This window comes from Rhizobium sp. CIAT894 (assembly GCF_000172795.2).
Taxonomy (GTDB): domain Bacteria; phylum Pseudomonadota; class Alphaproteobacteria; order Rhizobiales; family Rhizobiaceae; genus Rhizobium.
In genome coordinates, this window is sequence record NZ_CP020951.1 from 25,571 (window position 1) to 42,376 (window position 16,806).

A 16,806-nucleotide genomic window follows, 5' to 3' on the forward strand; every position below is an offset into this window, starting at 1 on the left:
CAATCCAGGGACTATTCGCAGACCCTTACGGTCTCGGCGTGGTAGCCGCCGTCGTAGCGGTTGCGCACGTCGCGGTCCTCATACCAGCATCTCGGCTGAGGCTCGACATAGCGGGGGCTCTCCACATAACGCGGACCTTCGTCGACGTAACGCGGGCCGCCGCCATTGACGAGGGCGCCGCCGATCAGGCCGCCGACGACACCTGCGGCGACGCCGCCGGCGATGATGCGGCCGGTGTTATTGTGATGATGGTGGTCGCGTGCGGCAGCAGGCTGGATGGCCGCTCCGACAAGGGCCGTGGCGATCAACAGGCTGCTAATAACTCTCTTCATGACGTTCTCCTGACATGGCACTCGCCCCGGATAAAAGAGAAATGCGGCAGCAAGTCGTTTGTTCGTTCAAACTTTGCGACATGCATTAACGCATGTCATCGCTAAACACCATATCAGGTCGCCGATTCCGCAGCGGTCGTCATAGGCCATTGTTACCTATAGAAGCGACGGGGCCGTGAGTGACCCGAGACACTGGCTGAAAATTAGCTGATGAACCACTTCCATAAAGGAAGCCGCCTTAGAACAGGATGATTTAAGGCCGGGTCGGCCTTAAATCTCAATCCTGTTCAAAATTAAAGAGTTAGAGCATGATGTCATGAGAAAACCGCTCACACTTTTCGGCATCATGCTCTTGCGGTTTAGTCGGGTCTTGAGTGAAGCGGGCCGCACACCCGCCCGGCCCGCGATTCTTACGATCAGCGCGGCCTCTTGTTCCCGGCGGGGCTGATTAGGGTGCATGGAAAGGTGTTGTGCCGGTTTGGGAGCGGACCTGGCGCATCGCTATTCCACCGTAAACGTTCCGGCCCCTTTGGAGTATTTCTTACCTCCAAGCGAAGTGATCGTTGCGCATTTTTCCTTGTCGAACTTCTCGCACATCTTGTTGTCTTTGATGCTCCATGTGCCCTTGTAGGTGGTCTTGTCCCCCTCGACAGTCGCTTCGATCGTTCCGTCCGGTTTATAAGTTGTGACGCCCGATTGAGTCTTTGACTTCCAGTGAATTGGGTGGCCTACCAACTCACTTTTCATCTGCTCCGCCGTCATGGTTGCGGCATATGCGGCAGATGCGAAGGCTAGCAGAATGAGGCCAGAAACCGTGATCGCTTTCATCGTTCACTCCCTTCTCCTGAAACGAAGATTGTAACCGCGTTGGAGCATGGCGAATATTTATCCAAAAGGCTTATCTCGGACATTCATATCAGTGTGGGGGCATATCAGTGTGGGGGCATATCAGTGTGGAGGCGAGCGCCCGCGGCACGCTTTTAGCGATGCGATTCATTGTCTCAAGTCCAATTGCTTGAACCAAACGGCCGCAGCGGCTCGAATTCCACCGCCGGCACATCGTCCGAGGAGGTTATCATCTTTGCCCGCTTTTTGGCGAGCTTCGCCCACCACTTCGAATTGGTTCGGATCCGATCGATGCCATAAAGTATACGAAGCATGTATCGGGCTTCCGCAGCCTCCATTGTTACGAGTGGTATGCCATCCAGTCGGGCCGGTGCATCAGTTGCTATGTCGATTATGGCCCAGGTGGTATCCCTCGCTTCCAAACGGTAATTGCTCGCCATTTCGTCCCTCCGGTCGTATGGCGAGATTGATGCAAAAGTCCCGACGCGCCCATCCGGCAAAAGGGATTGGTTCCACCGCCAAAAGGTGAATGCCGCCGTTTGAACATACCTCGGCGCCGACTCCTTCACCCTGTGAGGCGACCGTTCAGGGTTAGCAGAGTGTTCAACGACTATTCGTCGCTCCGTTGTTGTGCCGGCGACTATTGCGAATAAGGCCGGCCAGCAGGATCTGCTGGTGCTCTGCTTCGATCCAAATTTTTTCGAGATCATTGTCGATTTGCGAACGGCTGCTTCGTTGTCAATATGAGCGGGCTTGTTTAGCGGCAATGGTGCCGGCGTCTCGCTCCTGGAGGGAAATTCCCATGCGTTTCATGTCCATCGTCACGTCCACCGATTCGATGCATCCGACGCCCGAGCTCATCGAGGCGATAGGCAAGCTTGCTGATCGGGAAATCAAGGCCGGCCGCATGCTCGATACGGCGGGGCTGATGCCGCTGGCGACCGGTGCCCGTGTCACGATCCGGGACGGCAAGTTGAGCGTTATCGATGGCCCTTTCGTCGAGGCGAAGGAGGTGGTCGGCGGTTATGCTATCTTCGAACTGCAGAGCAAAGAGGAGGCCGTGGCGCTGGCGGTCGAGTTCATGCAGTTGCACAAGGATCTCATGCCCGGTTGGGAAGGCACGTGTGAAGTGCGCGCCTATTTTGAACCGGGTGCGGAAGGGATCTGCGACCCGCTCGCCGAAGCAAGGGCATGAACCTTTCGACCCACAATCTGGGCGGGCGGCCGTGACGGCCGCCGACACCCATCAAACGATCCTGGCCGTCTGGCGGATCGAACAGCCGCGGCTTATCACCAGCCTGGCACGATTGCTGCGCGACGTGCCGCTTGCCGAGGATCTGACACAGGAAGCGCTCACTGTCGCCCTGGAACGATGGCCGAAGACGGGAATCCCCGAACGGCCCGGCGCATGGCTTATGACAACTGCCAAGCGTCGAGCGTTCGATCATCTGCGTCGGCGCCGGATGCTGGATCAGAAGCACCAGATGATCGTCCGGGAGATGGAGGAGGAAGAGCAGATCATGCCCGATCTAGACACCCCTCTGGATGATGATATCGGCGATGAAATGCTGCGCCTGATATTTACGGCGTGCCATCCGCTGATCTCGCGCGAGGCGCGCGTAGCTCTGGCCTTACGGATGATCTGCGGCCTGACGACACAAGAAATCGCCAGGGCATACCTGGTGTCGGAAGCAACGATCGCCCAACGCATCCTCCGCGCCAAGAAGACATTGTCGGATTCGGGGCTGGCCTATGAGACGCCGCATGGCGAGGAACTGTCGCAACGTCTCGCCTCGGTGCTGGAGGTCGTCTACCTGATCTTCAATGAGGGTTACACGGCCGCCCGCGGCGACAACTGGTTTCGGCTGCAATTGTGCAATGAGGCGCTGCGGCTGGGCCGGGTCTTGACATCAGTGGCGCCGCTGGAGCCGGAGGCGCATGCGTTGCTGGCTTTGATGGAACTGAACGCCTCCCGTACTGCGGCGCGGACGGATGCTGCCGGCGATCCGATCCTGCTTCTCGAACAAAATCGCGGCCGCTGGGATCGGTTACAGATTCAGCGCGGGTTGAAGGCGCTGACGAGGGCCGAGGAGCTTGACGGCGCGGGCGGGATCTATGCCCTGCAGGCCGCGATCATCGCATGTCACGCAAAAGCGATGAGCGCCGATGAAACCGATTGGGGGCGGATCGCCGGTCTCTATGCGGAGCTTGCCGGGCTTCTGCCTTCGCCGATCATCGAACTCAATCGAGCGGTGGCCATCGGCATGGTCGAAGGCCCCGAGGCGGCACTGGACATCATCGAAAGCCTGCGCGACGAGCCCGCACTAAAGGACTATCATCTTCTGCCCAGCGTTCGCGGCGATCTTCTTTATAAGCTTGGCCGATTCGACGAAGCGCGGCGAGCCTTTGAAGCGGCAGCAGCGCTTGCCGAAAATAAGAGGGAGCACGATTTCCTCATGCGCCGTGCTGGTGAAGCTGCCGCAGAGAAGGGTTGTTCGTAACGTATCTCCGTCTTCGTGGCTGAGGTGGCTCGCCCTACATCGGTCTTCCTAGGGTTGACCGCCTGGTTTAGGTCATACCCGTATGTTTTAGGTCATACCCAGCGGCGTCCAACACATCTTCGGGAATATCGTCGAAGGAGGCGTAGTTGAGGTTATAGAGCCTGGAATAGAGCTTGCCGTTCTTCATCAATTGCCGGTGGTTGCCGCTTTCGATGATTTCGCCGTTCTGCAGCACGATGATGCGGTCCGCCTCGCGAATCGTCGCCAGCCGGTGGGCGATGACGAGGCCGGTGCGGTTTTCGAGCAGTTTTACCAGAGCCTTCTGGATCAGCATCTCGGTATAGCTGTCGATATTGGCGGTCGCCTCGTCGAGCACCAGGATCTTCGCGTCGGCGACGAGGGCGCGGGCAAAGCTCAGAAGCTGGCGCTGGCCGAGCGAGAGATTGCCGCCGCGTTCGCCGAGAACGCTGTCATAGCCATCGGGCAGGCGCATGACGAAATCATGCGCGCCGACGGCTTTCGCCGCCTCGATCACCTGCTCGCGCGTCGCCTCCAGCTTGTGGTAGCGGATGTTTTCGAAGACGGTTCCGGTGAACAGGAAGGGTTCCTGCAGCACCATGGCGATCTCCGCACCGAGCGAATCCTGCGTCAGGGCGCGCACATCGTGGCCGCCGACCAGCACCTGGCCCTGCTGCACGTCGTAGAAACGGTGGATCAGCGACATGCAGCTCGATTTGCCCGACCCCGTCGGCCCGACCAGCGCCACCGTCTCGCCGGGATTGACCTTGAAGCTCACATGTTTCAGCACCGGATGCTTCGGATTGTAGCCGAAGACGACGTCCTTGAATTCGACCGAGCCGTCCATGTCGCGCGACAGGACCTTGGCATCAGGCGCGTCCTTGATGTCGACCGGCACGTCGAGCACTTCGGTCAGCCGCTGGCCGGACGCCATGGCGCGCTGCATCACCGAATATTGCAGGGTCAGCGAACGGATCGGGTCGAAGAAGCGCTGGATGTAGAACAGGAAAGCGACGAGCACGCCGACATCGAGCGCTTGGTTGAGAACGCGGGCGCCGCCGACGACGATGACGAGCGCCATTGCGACGCCGGTCAGGCTGTCGACGATCGGCACCATCACTTGGGCATAACGCGCCGCCGTCAGATGCGTCAGCAGGTTGGCCCGCGCCTTGTCGTCGTAGAGCGTGAAGTTGACGCCCTGCCGGTCCATGCTCTGGACGGCGCGCACGCCGTGGATGGCTTCGGCGAGCGCGCCGTTGGCGACCGAGTTGGTTTCGTGCGCGGCCATGAAGGACTTACGGGCGAGCGGCAGCCAGAACAGCCGGACGACGAAGAGCACCGGCAGCACCGAAAGCGTCAGCAGCCCCAGCTTGAAATCGAGATAGAGCATCACGAAAACGATGCCGAAGAGCAGCACGATGTCGCCGACCGAGAGCACCGAGGTTTCGAGGAATTCCTGCATCGAGTTGACGTCGCCCTGCAGGCGCGACATCAGCCGTCCCACTTCGGTCTTGTCCATGAAGGACAGTGAGACGCGCTGGAGATGCGAAAACATCGCCCTGCGGATATCGAAGAGCACGTCTTCCGCCACGCCGCCGACCAGTGTCTCCTGGGCGTAGCTTGCCGCATAATTGATTGATATGGCGACGGCGAAGGCGGCGATCGCCCAGATCAGCGCCGAAGGATTGCCGCCCGGCGACATGCCGTGGTCGATGGCATAGCGGATGATCAGCGGGATCAGCAATTGCATCGTCGTGAAGGTAAGGACGGCGACGACCGCCCAGGCGACCTGGCGGCGATAGGGATGAACGAAAGCCCAGATGCGCTTGATGATATTGCCGTCGAAGGCCTTGCCGAACATCTCCTCCTCGACACGATGCGAACCGACCACCGCCCGCGGCGGGCGGCGTCCATCCTCGCGAACGTCGGGACGCTCGGTTTCCAGTTCCTCGGCCATCGTCGTTCCTCCTGCGGCCATGACGTCGGGTGGCCTGCATCTCATTGCTTTTCCCCTTCTCCCCAGCGGGGAGAAGGTGCCCGGAGGGCGGATGAGGGGGCCGCACGGCACGCCCTTATTTGCCTCTCGCTCCCGATGGGGAGAAGAGGAAGTCATGCGCTCAACACTTCATCGCCCGGCCGCACCTGCAGCTCGTAGAGCGCTTTGTAGCGCCCGCCGAGCGACAGCAGCGCCTCATGCGTGCCGCGCTCGACGATCCTTCCGTCTTCGACGAACAGGATCTGGTCGGCATGCATCAGCGAGCTCAGGCGATGGGCGACGATGATCGTCACGCGGTCGGCGGCGTAGCGGCGCATGGCGCTGCGGATGCGCTGCTCGGTGGCGGCGTCGATTGCCGCCGTCGAATCGTCGAACACCATCACCGCCGGCTTCAGCATCAGGGCGCGGGCGATCGAAAGACGCTGCCGCTGGCCGCCGGACAGCGAAACGCCGCGTTCGCCGACGACGGTGCCGTAGCCGGTGGGCAGGCCGAGCACGTAATTGTGCAGCTGGGCGCTTTCGCTGGCGCGTTCGATGCGGCCTTCCTTCGCCCACGGGTCGCCATAGGCGATGTTGTTTTCGATCGTCGTGGTGAACAGGAAGGAATCCTGCTGCACGACGGCAATCGCCCGGCGGAGCGATTGCAGCGTCGCCTTGCGGATATCCTGGCCGTCGAGGGTGATCTTGCCGCCGCTGACGTCGTAGAAGCGGGGAATCAGATGGGCGATCGTCGACTTGCCGCTGCCGGGCGGCCCGACGATGCCGATCGTCTGGCCGCGCCTGGCTTCGAAGGAGACATCGTGGAGCACGGTGCGTTTTTCCGAACCGGGATAGGCGAAGCTGACATTTTCGAAGCGCAGCACGCCATCGGTAAGGTTCAGTTGCCGCGCATCCGGCGCATCCTTGATCGATATGTCGAGGTCGAGAAGATTGAAAAGCCGCGTGCCGCAGGTCGAGGCGCGGGCAAAGGCGTTGACCATCAGGCCGAGCTGGCGCACCGGCATCTGCAAAATGGTCATGAAGGTCAGGAACGAGGCGAGCGTGCCGACGGTGATCTCGCCCGACATCACCTTGCCGCCGCCGACCCACAGCACGAGGCCCATGGCCGCGAAAAAGGAGAAGGTCATGGCGCTGGTGTTGACGACGCGGATGCCGACGCGCTGATGCGCAAGCGCCAGGGCGTTCTTCGAGGCCGCCTCGAATTTCGACATTTCGTGGTCCTGTGCGGCAAAGGCGCGCACGACGCGGATGCCGCCGAGATTCTCTTCCATGATGCGGGTCAGTACCGACAGCCGCTCCTGCAGGTCGAGCCAGGTGGCGCGCAGCCTGAGCTGCGTCACCGAGGAGCGCCAGCCGACGAAGGGCACGAAGGAGAGCGCCAGAAGGCCAAGCACGACATCGGTCGACAGCAGCATATAGGCGCCGATGCCGATCAGGATCGACAGCAGGATCATCCGGACGAGCGCGGTGGAAAAATACATGCGCACGCCTTCGAGATCGAGCAGGCCGATGGTGATCAGGTCGCCGGAATGAACGGTGTCGTGAAAGCTGAAGGACAGCCGCTGGATCTTCTCGTAGCAGGCCAGCCGCAATTCGTAGCCGATGTGATGGCCGACGGCTTCGCTATAATAGTTCTGCACCATGGTGAAGAGGCCGCGCAACACGGCCGCGCCGAGCAGCAGCAGCGCCGTGGTCAGAAGCGCGTCCTGGGCCGCCTGGCCTGCCGCGCCGCCGCTCATCGCCGTCTGCGTGTGGTCGACCGCCTGGCCGAGAAGGCGGGGGATCATCAGCTGGAAGGTGGAAGCGACGAGCGTGGCGCCGATCGCAAAGCCGGATTGCCAGGGGTGGCGGAAGGCCATCATGGTGATGCGCACCAAGGTATAGAGGCCTCGGCCCCAGCCTGCCGCAGTTGCAAGCGCCATCGAAGCCGAAGGCTTCGTCGCGCGTCTTAACGCATCGCTGCTCACGGTATTTTTCCAAATGATGTGTGGTCGGACGCTGGCCCGAAAAGACGGCAAATCCATGAAGGGATTGGTTGCTTCGTCACTTTTGCCGATTCCATTTGGGGGTTCAAGTAAAGAATTCACCAACTGGTTATTTTTACGTGAGGTCGCCCCGCATGCCCCGCGGGAACAATCGGCCGCCGCTTGCTTCGGCCAGAGGTTCGCTGAGCGCCGCCGATATCGTGCTGCCGAGCCCGATCGCTCAGGCATAGATCCCCATGAACAGCGCCGCGTGGCGCGGGCGATTCTTCTTGATAAAGCCGGCAACCAAAGCTCCGGCGACGGCAATTCCGGGTCGCGCGTCCGACAGCAACAGTACTGGAACCGTGGTGGACATCATAAACTCCGGTTTCTGAAGGCGATCTGCCGCCGCACTGGCCGACGGCAGATCACGATATTTCAGCGCGCGAGAACAGCGATGAGTGCTTCGGCCGCCTCACTGGACGAAGCCGGATTCTGACCCGTGATGAGCTGGCCGTCGACCACCGTATGCACGCCCCAATCCTTGATCTTGGAGAAGACCGCACCGAGACCGATCAGCTCGTCCTCGACGAGGAACGGCACGACCTTCGTGAGCCCCACGGCCTCTTCCTCGGAATTGGTGAAGCCGGTGAGGGAGCGTCCCTGGACGAAGGGGGTGCCGTCGGGGTTCGTGACGTGGCGCAGGACGCCCGGCGCATGGCAGACGAGGGCGATCGGCTTGCCGGCCCCGACGAAGGATTCGATCAGCCCGATCGAGTTCCGGTCTTCGGCCAGATCCCACAACGGGCCGTGGCCGCCGGGGTAGAAGACGGTATCGAAATCTTTCTGGTCGACGCTGTCCAGGCGCACAGTCTCTGCAAGCTGCGCCTTGGCCGCCTCATCGGCGCTAAAACGCCGCGTCAGGTCGGTCTGGAACATAGGTTCGCCGCTCTTCGGGTCGAGAGGCGGCTGGCCGCCCTTCGGCGAAGCGAGGGTGATCTCGGCGCCGGCATCCTTGAAGACATAATAGGGTGCCGCCAGCTCCTCGAGCCAGAAACCGGTCTTCCTGCCGGTGTCTCCGAGCGTGTCGTGCGAGGTGAGTACGATGAGGACTTTCATTGTGGATCCTTCCGTCAGATGGCGCCGTGGCAGCCGGTGGATTGGAGCTCGATCAGCCGCTGCGGCGTTTCGATGTCGTCACAATGGCATCTGTCGACATATTTCAGAAATTTACTTCTTTGATTTTAGATATTCAAATGGGATTATATCTAAATGAGATACGATCTGAACCTGCTTCCGGTTTTCCTGGCCCTGATGGAAGAGCGGAGCGTGACGCGGGCCGCAGTGCGGCTGGGCATCACCCAGCCGGCGCTGTCCAATTCGCTGAACCGCCTGCGCGAAACCCTGCATGATCCGCTGTTCATCCGGGAAAGGTACGGCATAAAACCGACGGAACTGGCGGAAGAGATCGCCCCAACGATCGAAGTAGCGCTGGCGCAGCTCGACGATCTCGTTTCGAACCAGCAGGAGTTTCAGCCGGCACAGGCCGAGCGCCTGTTCACGCTCGCCCCCAACAGCTACGCGGAACTTGTGTTGATGCCGGCACTGGCAGCGAGAATGCGGCAGTTGGCGCCGGGCATCAAGCTTCGCATGATGCCGTTCGGCAATGATCTCGCCGAGACCGGCGTTACTTCCGGCACGACAGCCATGGTGTTTGGCCGGATCGTCGATCCGCCTGATAACCTCGTCGTCCAGCATCTTATGGACGATGGGCTTGCCTGCGTGGTGCGCGCCGATCATCCCGAGATTGGAGGCCATATATCCCGGGAACAGTTTGAGAGCCTCAAGCACGTGAACGTGCTCCCGCCGGGCCGGCTGCGCGCGGGCCTCTTCCAGGCATTGGGGCAGCAAAATCTGAAGCGAGAGGTTGCCGTGTCTGTCACGCACTTCCTTGCGGTGCCCGAGATGCTCGTCGCAACCGATTATTGCGCAACGCTGCCGCGCCTGATCTGTCGGTCTCTGGAGCGGGATCCGCGCCTGAAGGTGCTGCCGCCGCCCGTCGATCTTGGTAGTTTCCCGGTGCAGATGGCTTGGCATGTTCGCTACCGTCACGACCCGGCCCACAGGTGGTTGCGTTCGATGATCGGCGAATTGGCAAGAGAAATGACCGCAAAAGAAACTTGAAATCGAATTGTTCATACTCGGATTCGTACAGGCCAAGTGGGCACTTTGCCGTCTGTGAAGTCCCGATCCAACCGTTGCCATGTGGTGGAGCCGGCCGAAAAATGTGTTTTTCTCCAACAGTTTACGATGCCGCGGCAACAAAGCTCTTGCCACCTGCGGTTTTTAGCGCTTTGATACACGACTAGTTTAATAGACTATGGGCGGGCGTGATCGCCCGCCTGATGCTGTTGCGGGGCCGCTCGTCCGGACCCCGATGCTGCGGCAGATGTTTGTGAATGGCCGCATGAACCTCATCAACGCATGACCCGCTTTTATGCGTTGAACCTATTTGCACGTGGTGCGGCCGAGCCGCAGAGGAGTTGCGATGACGGTTCAGGGACTTTTTTCGGCGCGCGCCAATGCGGCGGCGCAGATATCCGCCGTGCCGCGCATAGCCATCGTCGGGCGCGGCTTTTCCGGCATGATGACGGCGATCGCTCTGATGAAGACGGTGCGGGCGCCCTTCCACCTGCAACTGTTCGACCCGAATTCGTCGGTCAGCGGCGGGCAGGCGCTGGCCTCCGTCCGCGCCTCGACGATCCTCAACACCCGCGTGCGCGATCTCTCGGTTTCGCTCGGCGACAATGACGATTTCAACGACTGGCTCTGCAGCAACGCCGCCTTCCGCGCCGCCGTGCCGGCCGCCATCCCGGGTTTCCGGCAGATCTTCGTGCCGAAGGAGATCTTCAGCGATTATGTCTATCAGCGCTTTTCCGAAGCTCTCGCCGCCCGCCGGGACATCACCGTTCAGGTCTGCAACGATCCGGTCGTGGCGATCCGCCGCAGCCACGGCCACCGTTTCCTGCTCGAAAGCGCCAACCCCGCCAATCCGCTGTTCGATACGGTGATCCTGGCCACCGGCTACGGCCTCGGCGATCAGGATGCCGGCGAGCGGGAGGCTTCTCCTGTCCGGGCCCAGCGCCTCGTCGCGCGACCGCATGCGGTGCTGCTCGGCAGCGGCATCCGGGTCGTCGACCAGTTGCTGCAGCTGCGCGATTCCGGTTATGCCGGCCAGGTAACGATCATTTCCCGGCGCGGTTTCCTGCCCCAGAGCCATACCCCCAATTCCGCCGACCCGGTCTTCCCGGCCGAAGCGCTGCCTCAAAGCCTGCCCGACATCGTGCGGTTCATCCGCCAGGCCTGTCGCGAGGCCGAGGACGAGGGCCGAAGCTGGCAATCGGTGATGAACGGGCTGCGCAGGCATGCCCGGTCGCTGTGGCGTTCGCTGCCGGCCGGCGACAAGCACCAGTTCAACCGGCATCTGCGGGCCATCTACGACAGCCATCGCAACCGCCTGCCAGAGGCCATGCATCTGCGCCTGAAACGCGAGCTTGCCGAAGGCCGCACGGTGCTGCGCCGTGGCCGGGCCGGCCGCCGGGGCCTGAGCGGCCTGTTCTTCACGCCGGCCGGTTCCTCGACCGAGGAGATCATCCATGCCGAGCGCATTATCGACTGCCGCTGTCAGGCGCCCGATCTTTCCGCGCCGCTGATGCAGAGCCTGTTTTCCGCCGGCCTTGCCATGCCGGACGAGCTGTCGCTGGGGCTCGCGGTCAATGCGCGCGGCGAGCCGTTCCTCGAGGACGGTTCGACGGTCGCCGGGCTTTTTGCCGTCGGCCCGCTCGGCCTCGGCAGCCTGCCCGATATCGATCTGGTGCCGGAGATCGTCTCGCAGGCCTATGCGGCTGCCGAACGGGTCGGCGAGCGCTTCTATCCGCAGGTCAAGGCAGTCTGAAAATTCGAGGCTAAATTTCGGAACCATCCGCCTGCCTCGGCGTTATAAAGCGCTGGTGACACCGAGGGGACGATGGAAGCGCTGAATCGACATGATACGTCTCTCGAGGAAGAGGGACGCTTTCGCCTCCTGGTCGATGCCATCACCGACTATGCCATCTATATGCTGAGCCCCGAAGGCATCGTCACCAGCTGGAATACCGGCGCGCAGCGTCTAAAAGGTTACAAGCCATCCGAAGTTCTCGGCGAGCATTTTTCCCGCTTCTATCTGGAGGAGGATCGCATCGCGGGAATTCCGGAGCGTACGCTTGCGACCGCCAAGGAGCATGGCCGGTTCGAGGGGGAAGGCTGGCGCCAGCGCAAGGACGGCAGCCGCTTCTGGGCGCATGTGATCATCGATCCCATTCGGCGTCCCTCCGGCGAGCTCATCGGCTATGCCAAGATCACCCGCGACCTCACCGAACGCAGGGCCGCCGAAAAGGCGATCCGCCAGAGCGAGGAACAGTTCCGCCGGCTGGTCCAAGGCGTCTCTGACTATGCCATCTACATGCTCGATCCTGACGGCAATGTCAGCAGCTGGAACTTCGGCGCCGAGCGGATCAAAGGCTACCGGCCTGATGAAATCATCGGCCGGCATTTCTCGACCTTCTATACGCCTGAGGACCGCGCCGCCGGCGTGCCGGAGACGGCGCTCCGCGTCGCGCGTGCCGAAGGCCGGTTCGAGCGGGAAGGCTGGCGGGTGCGCAAGGACGGCACCCGCTTCTGGGCCAGCATCGTCATCGATGCCATTCGCGACGAGGAAGGCGATGTGCTCGGTTTCGCCAAGATCACCCGCGATATCACCGAAAAGATGGAGACCCAGCGCGCCCTGGAGCAGGCGCGCGAAGAACTCTTCCAGTCGCAGAAGATGGAGGCGATCGGTCAACTCACCGGCGGGATCGCCCATGATTTCAACAATTTGCTGATGGCCGTGCTCGGCAGTCTCGAAATCCTGAAGAAACGCATGCCGCAGGATCTGTCGCTGACATCGCTTGTCGATAATGCCATGCAGGGCGCCCAGCGGGGTGCCGCGCTGACGCAGCGCATGCTGGCCTTTTCCCGCCGGCAGGAACTGCACATGGAGCCGATCGACGTCTCCGGCCTGGTCCGTGGCATGATGGATATGCTGAGCCGGTCGCTCGGTCCGCTGACCGTGATCGAGACGTCTTTCCCGGTCAGGCTGGCGACCATCCGGACCGATCCGAACCAGCTGGAGATGGCGATCCTGAACCTCGTGGTCAACGCCCGCGACGCCATGCCGTCCGGCGGCCGGATCATGCTTCGCGCTTCCGAGGAAACCGTGTCACCGGGCAAGCGTGCGCTGCCGCCCGGGCGTTATATCAGGATCGCGGTGATCGATGAAGGCGAGGGCATGGACGAAAAGACGATGGAGCAGGCAATCACGCCGTTCTTCACCACCAAGGGTGTCGGCAAGGGCACCGGCCTCGGCCTTTCCATGGTGCAGGGCCTTGCCTCCCAATCCGGCGGCCGCCTGATGCTGAAGAGCAGCCTCGGCGAAGGCACGACGGCCGAATTATGGTTCCCGGTCGTCGCCGCCGAGCAGGTGACCGAGTTCGCTGTCGCCCCGCCGCAACGGGCGGAAAATGCACCGCACGGCTTGCGCGTCGTCGCCGTCGATGATGATGGCCTGGTGCTGATGAATACGACGCTGATGCTGGAGGATCTCGGTCACACCGTGTTCGAGGCGATGGCCGGTCCCGAGGCGCTCGAAATCCTGCGCAGGCAGCCGGTCGATCTGGTGATTTGCGACCATGCCATGCCGCGCATGACCGGTGCGCAGCTCGCCAAGGCGATCCGCGACGAATGGCCCGAAATGCCGATCATTCTCGCAACCGGTTACGCCGAGCTCCCCGAAGGAACTGTCATCGCCAACCTGCCCCGTCTCGGCAAGCCTTTCTCGCAGGCGCAGCTCGCCGAGGCGATCAGCCGGGTCGCTTCTTGAGGAGCGTGATGCGGAAAACAAAGACCTAAAGCGCGAAGAGCGAATTTGAAAGATCGCGACGCGCTTTAGGCGCGAATCTTCTCGTCGCCATTGTCCTGGGTGCCCGTGCGGGAGGCTTCCTCCCGCAGTTCGTCCGCTGCGGCTGACGCTGTGCCGCTCAGGAGGCGTTTTTCGGTCTCCTTGAGGTCGAGGATCGCGCGTTCAATGCCTTCAGCCGGCGTTGCGCGTGCGGCTATGCGCCAGCGATGCTGCTGCCACATGCCGACGAGCAGCCGGCGGCTCGGGACTTCGATCGTCTCGTGAATGAACCATGCTCCGCCTGCCGCAACGGCAAGCGCCGCCCCGATCAGCACCGGTTCGGGCATCAGGCCCTCAAAAGTCCGGCGTGCGAGGAACATGATGGGGACATGGAAAAGATAGAGCGAGAAGCTGATCGTGCCCAGGAACCTCATGGGTGCGGCTGCCAGTACATAGGCTGCGATGGGCGGCTGCCGAGCGACGAGCGCGACAATGACGGCTGCCGCGACCGCGCTTTGCAGGCCCCAGAATTCAGGGGAAAAACTCGGCACGACATGCCGGTAGGTGAAGAGCGCCGCCAGCAGGAACAGCGTGAAAATTCCGGTGAGGGCCGAGGGCGCCCATCGATCCCAGTAGGAATGCAGCGCCCCGGCAAGGGCGCCGAAAAGAAAGTATGGGAGCTTGGAAACCAGCACTATTCCAGGCCCCGGCAATTCCAGCAGGCCGTCGATGACGACGACCATTGCAAAGCCGACGATCAGGCCGCTATGGCGGTGCGGGCGGGCCAGGCAAAGCCACAGGATCGGGAAGAGCAGATAGAATTGGATTTCCGGTGGAATTGACCAGAAAACGCCGCTCGAGCCCAGAAGAAAGACATGGCGCAGAAAGTCCGTGGTGCCGACGATCGGCTGAACGAAGTCTAGATTCTGCATGCCGGACAGGATCGCCACGAGCACGACGGCAGCCAGATAGACGGGATAGATGCGGGCAAAGCGGCTCACCAGAAAATCCAGCACGGTTTCTTTGGTCACCGGCCGCGAGCCATAGAGATGGGCCATCAGAAAGCCGCTGAGCGCAAAGAACAGGCCGACGGCTTCGCTGCCCATCGTCATGAAATGCTGGGCTGTGCCGGGAAAGACAAGTCCGATATGGGCTTGAACGACCAGAAGCGCGGCAATGCCGCGCAGGCCATCGAGACTGGGGATGTAATCCGGCCGGCTCATGTGCAGCTTTTTAAATATTCTCTTCAGGCAAGCAGTATCGGACATCGCTTTACGAGAGATTAATGCGGTGCGCTCGGGCTCGTATCCGTGCAAAGCGATTGTGCGTGCTATTCCCGGCGGCCTCTGCCGATCTCGGCGCGCAGGATGAAAACCAGCAATGCCAGCGCCATTGCCGAGAGCCCGTACCAGGTGATGGCATAGACGAGATGGTTGTTGGGGAATCGGATGATTGTGAGGCCGCCGACCGGCAGGCCACCCGGATTGGGCGTGGCATCGGCGTCGATGAAATAGGGGGCGACGGCACTGAGCCCACGTTTTTGCGCGATTGCCGCGACGTCGCGCGAATACCAGCGGTCGGCGGCGACATCGTTGGATTTGAGCAGCGATCCCTTCGGCTCGGTCATCCGTATCAGCCCGGTGATTTCCACTGGCTCTGATGGTTGGCCCTCGCGGCGCGAGGCCGGGTCGCGCCTGTCGGTGGGAACGAAGCCGCGATTGACGAGGATCGATGTGCCGTCGGCAAGCATCAGCGGCGTCATCACCCAGTAACCCGGGCCAAGTATCGTGGACGCATAGACCAGCGTTTCCTTGTCGTTTGCCAGCATCCCCACTGCGGTCACGCGCCGATATTCGTCGTCTGTGGTATTGACCCTGCTCCAGTCGGCGGGCGTGGCCGGCGCCGGCGCGGGTGGCGCATGCACGCGCTGATCGACGCGGGCGATGAGGTCGCGTTTCCAGGCCAGGCGCTCGACCTGCCAGGTGCCGAGGGCGGCCAGCGCCGCGGCGAGCAATGCCAGGCAGACGGCGAAGACCGCGCGTTTCGCCCGGGAATGCCGTGTTTCCGATTGTTCCGAGGAAGCCTCGCTCATATCCAAACTATATCGGGCCTGAACCGCTGCGGGCGGCGCTGCCGCCGCCCGTGCCGAGGGATCACGGCATGTTCTTCATCATCTCGGGGTTCATCGGCATCATATTCGTGTTGAGATGATGCATGACCCAGAGCGAGCCGGAGAGGGCGATGGCGACGATGATGAGGGTGAAGATCAGCGCCATGATCGTCCAGCCGCCCTCGCTCCTGGTGTTCATATGAAGGAAGAAGATCATATGGACGACGATCTGGACGGCGCCGAGGCCCATCACCAGCACCGCCGTCAGCGCCGGGCTGGCGATCACGCCCGACATCACAAGCCAGAAGGGAATGGCGGTGAGAATGACGGAGAGCACGAAGCCCGCCATATAGCTCTTGAACGTGCCGTGGCCGGCCTGGTGACCGTGGCTGTGGCCGTGATGCGCCTCGTGGGCATCCTCATGGGCGGGTGCTTGCGAACTCATCCGAGAACTCCGAGCAGATAGACGAAGGAAAAGACGCCGATCCAGACGACGTCGAGGAAGTGCCAGAACATCGACAGGCACATCAGGCGGCGGCGGTTGGCCTCGATCAGCCCGTGCATCGACACCTGCACCATCAGCGTGATCAGCCAGATGATGCCGAAGGTGACGTGCAGGCCGTGCGTGCCGACCAGGGTGAAGAAGGAGGAGAGGAAGGCGCTGCGCGTCGGCCCGGCGCCTTCATGGATCAGGTGGATGAACTCGTAGAGTTCGAGCCCGATGAAGGCTGCGCCGAACAGGCCGGTCACGCCGAGCCAGAACAGCGTTTCCGCCTTGGCGTTGCGCTCCATCTGCAGCATGGCGAAGCCGTAGGTGATCGAAGAGAACAGCAGCATCGAGGTGTTGAGGGCGACGATCGGCAGATCGAAGAGATCGGCCGGCGACGGGCCGGCGGCATAATTGCGGCCGAGCACGCCGTGCGTGGCAAACAGCACTGCGAAAATCAGGCAGTCGCTCATCAGGTAGAGCCAGAAGCCGAGATTGGTGCTGCCCTCCGGATGATGGTCTTCCGTCAGGTAGAATTCAGGCTTTTCGGCCGTGTCGATAGTCTGATCGCTCATGGT

General features: G+C 61.8%; 16 protein-coding genes. 5 read left to right on the forward strand and 11 right to left on the reverse strand.

The window, feature by feature from the left end:
* Positions 1 to 11: 11 nt before the first annotated feature.
* From RHEC894_RS26420 to RHEC894_RS26430, 3 genes are all read right to left on the reverse strand, one after another.
* On the reverse strand, positions 12 to 332 hold the full coding sequence (locus RHEC894_RS26420; protein ID WP_085739719.1) for a hypothetical protein: 321 nt from the start codon (positions 330 to 332) through the stop codon (positions 12 to 14).
* A gap of 501 nt (positions 333 to 833) precedes the next feature.
* Positions 834 to 1,160: a hypothetical protein gene (locus tag RHEC894_RS26425; RefSeq protein ID WP_085739720.1), complete on the reverse strand. Its 327-nt coding sequence runs from the start codon at positions 1,158 to 1,160 to the stop codon at positions 834 to 836.
* Between the two features lie 173 nt (positions 1,161 to 1,333).
* Positions 1,334 to 1,618 (reverse strand): hypothetical protein, encoded by a 285-nt coding sequence (locus tag RHEC894_RS26430; RefSeq protein WP_010069609.1) that lies wholly within the window; start codon positions 1,616 to 1,618, stop codon positions 1,334 to 1,336.
* 362 nt (positions 1,619 to 1,980) lie between these two features.
* On the opposite strand from RHEC894_RS26430, the gene RHEC894_RS26435 reads away from it, so the two are divergent.
* Both RHEC894_RS26435 and RHEC894_RS26440 read left to right on the forward strand, forming a co-directional pair.
* Entirely contained in the window at positions 1,981 to 2,373 is a 393-nt protein-coding gene (locus RHEC894_RS26435) for a YciI family protein (RefSeq protein ID WP_085739721.1), read from the forward strand.
* A 31-nt stretch (positions 2,374 to 2,404) separates the two neighbouring features.
* Positions 2,405 to 3,679, forward strand: coding sequence for an RNA polymerase sigma factor (locus RHEC894_RS26440; protein WP_010069606.1), 1,275 nt, complete (start codon positions 2,405 to 2,407; stop codon positions 3,677 to 3,679).
* A 67-nt stretch (positions 3,680 to 3,746) separates the two neighbouring features.
* Here the strand turns inward: RHEC894_RS26440 and RHEC894_RS26445 are convergent, their stop codons facing one another.
* From RHEC894_RS26445 to RHEC894_RS26455, 4 genes are all read right to left on the reverse strand, one after another.
* Positions 3,747 to 5,654, reverse strand: coding sequence for an ABC transporter ATP-binding protein (locus tag RHEC894_RS26445; protein ID WP_085739722.1), 1,908 nt, complete (start codon positions 5,652 to 5,654; stop codon positions 3,747 to 3,749).
* Positions 5,655 to 5,806: 152 nt separating this feature from the next.
* Complete coding sequence (locus tag RHEC894_RS26450; protein ID WP_085740118.1) at positions 5,807 to 7,615, reverse strand: ABC transporter ATP-binding protein; 1,809 nt, start codon at positions 7,613 to 7,615, stop codon at positions 5,807 to 5,809.
* Between the two features lie 283 nt (positions 7,616 to 7,898).
* A complete protein-coding gene (locus RHEC894_RS33835) occupies positions 7,899 to 8,033 on the reverse strand; it encodes a hypothetical protein (RefSeq protein ID WP_281069170.1) in 135 nt (44 codons plus the stop codon).
* 62 nt (positions 8,034 to 8,095) lie between these two features.
* On the reverse strand, positions 8,096 to 8,776 hold the full coding sequence (locus RHEC894_RS26455; RefSeq protein WP_085739723.1) for a type 1 glutamine amidotransferase domain-containing protein: 681 nt from the start codon (positions 8,774 to 8,776) through the stop codon (positions 8,096 to 8,098).
* Between the two features lie 153 nt (positions 8,777 to 8,929).
* Between RHEC894_RS26455 and RHEC894_RS26460 the strand changes: the two genes are divergently transcribed.
* The 3 genes from RHEC894_RS26460 (at position 8,930) to RHEC894_RS26470 (ending at position 13,613) form a co-directional block, all read left to right on the forward strand.
* A complete protein-coding gene (locus RHEC894_RS26460) occupies positions 8,930 to 9,841 on the forward strand; it encodes a LysR substrate-binding domain-containing protein (protein ID WP_085739724.1) in 912 nt (303 codons plus the stop codon).
* Between the two features lie 364 nt (positions 9,842 to 10,205).
* Positions 10,206 to 11,612 (forward strand): FAD/NAD(P)-binding protein, encoded by a 1,407-nt coding sequence (locus tag RHEC894_RS26465; RefSeq protein ID WP_085739725.1) that lies wholly within the window; start codon positions 10,206 to 10,208, stop codon positions 11,610 to 11,612.
* A gap of 72 nt (positions 11,613 to 11,684) precedes the next feature.
* Positions 11,685 to 13,613, forward strand: a complete 1,929-nt coding sequence (locus RHEC894_RS26470; RefSeq protein ID WP_085739726.1) for a PAS domain-containing sensor histidine kinase — start codon at positions 11,685 to 11,687, stop codon at positions 13,611 to 13,613.
* Between the two features lie 65 nt (positions 13,614 to 13,678).
* On the opposite strand, the gene RHEC894_RS26475 is transcribed toward RHEC894_RS26470, so the two are convergent.
* The 4 genes from RHEC894_RS26475 to cyoC form a co-directional block, all read right to left on the reverse strand.
* Positions 13,679 to 14,854, reverse strand: a complete 1,176-nt coding sequence (locus tag RHEC894_RS26475; protein ID WP_085739727.1) for an acyltransferase — start codon at positions 14,852 to 14,854, stop codon at positions 13,679 to 13,681.
* A gap of 107 nt (positions 14,855 to 14,961) precedes the next feature.
* Entirely contained in the window at positions 14,962 to 15,723 is a 762-nt protein-coding gene (locus tag RHEC894_RS26480) for an SURF1 family protein (RefSeq protein ID WP_085739728.1), read from the reverse strand.
* A gap of 61 nt (positions 15,724 to 15,784) precedes the next feature.
* Entirely contained in the window at positions 15,785 to 16,186 is a 402-nt protein-coding gene (gene cyoD, locus RHEC894_RS26485) for a cytochrome o ubiquinol oxidase subunit IV (RefSeq protein WP_010066514.1), read from the reverse strand.
* Positions 16,183 to 16,803: a cytochrome o ubiquinol oxidase subunit III gene (gene cyoC, locus RHEC894_RS26490; protein WP_085740119.1), complete on the reverse strand. Its 621-nt coding sequence runs from the start codon at positions 16,801 to 16,803 to the stop codon at positions 16,183 to 16,185. The genes cyoD and cyoC overlap by 4 nt, the downstream gene beginning before the upstream one ends.
* Between the last annotated feature and the right edge of the window lie 3 nt (positions 16,804 to 16,806).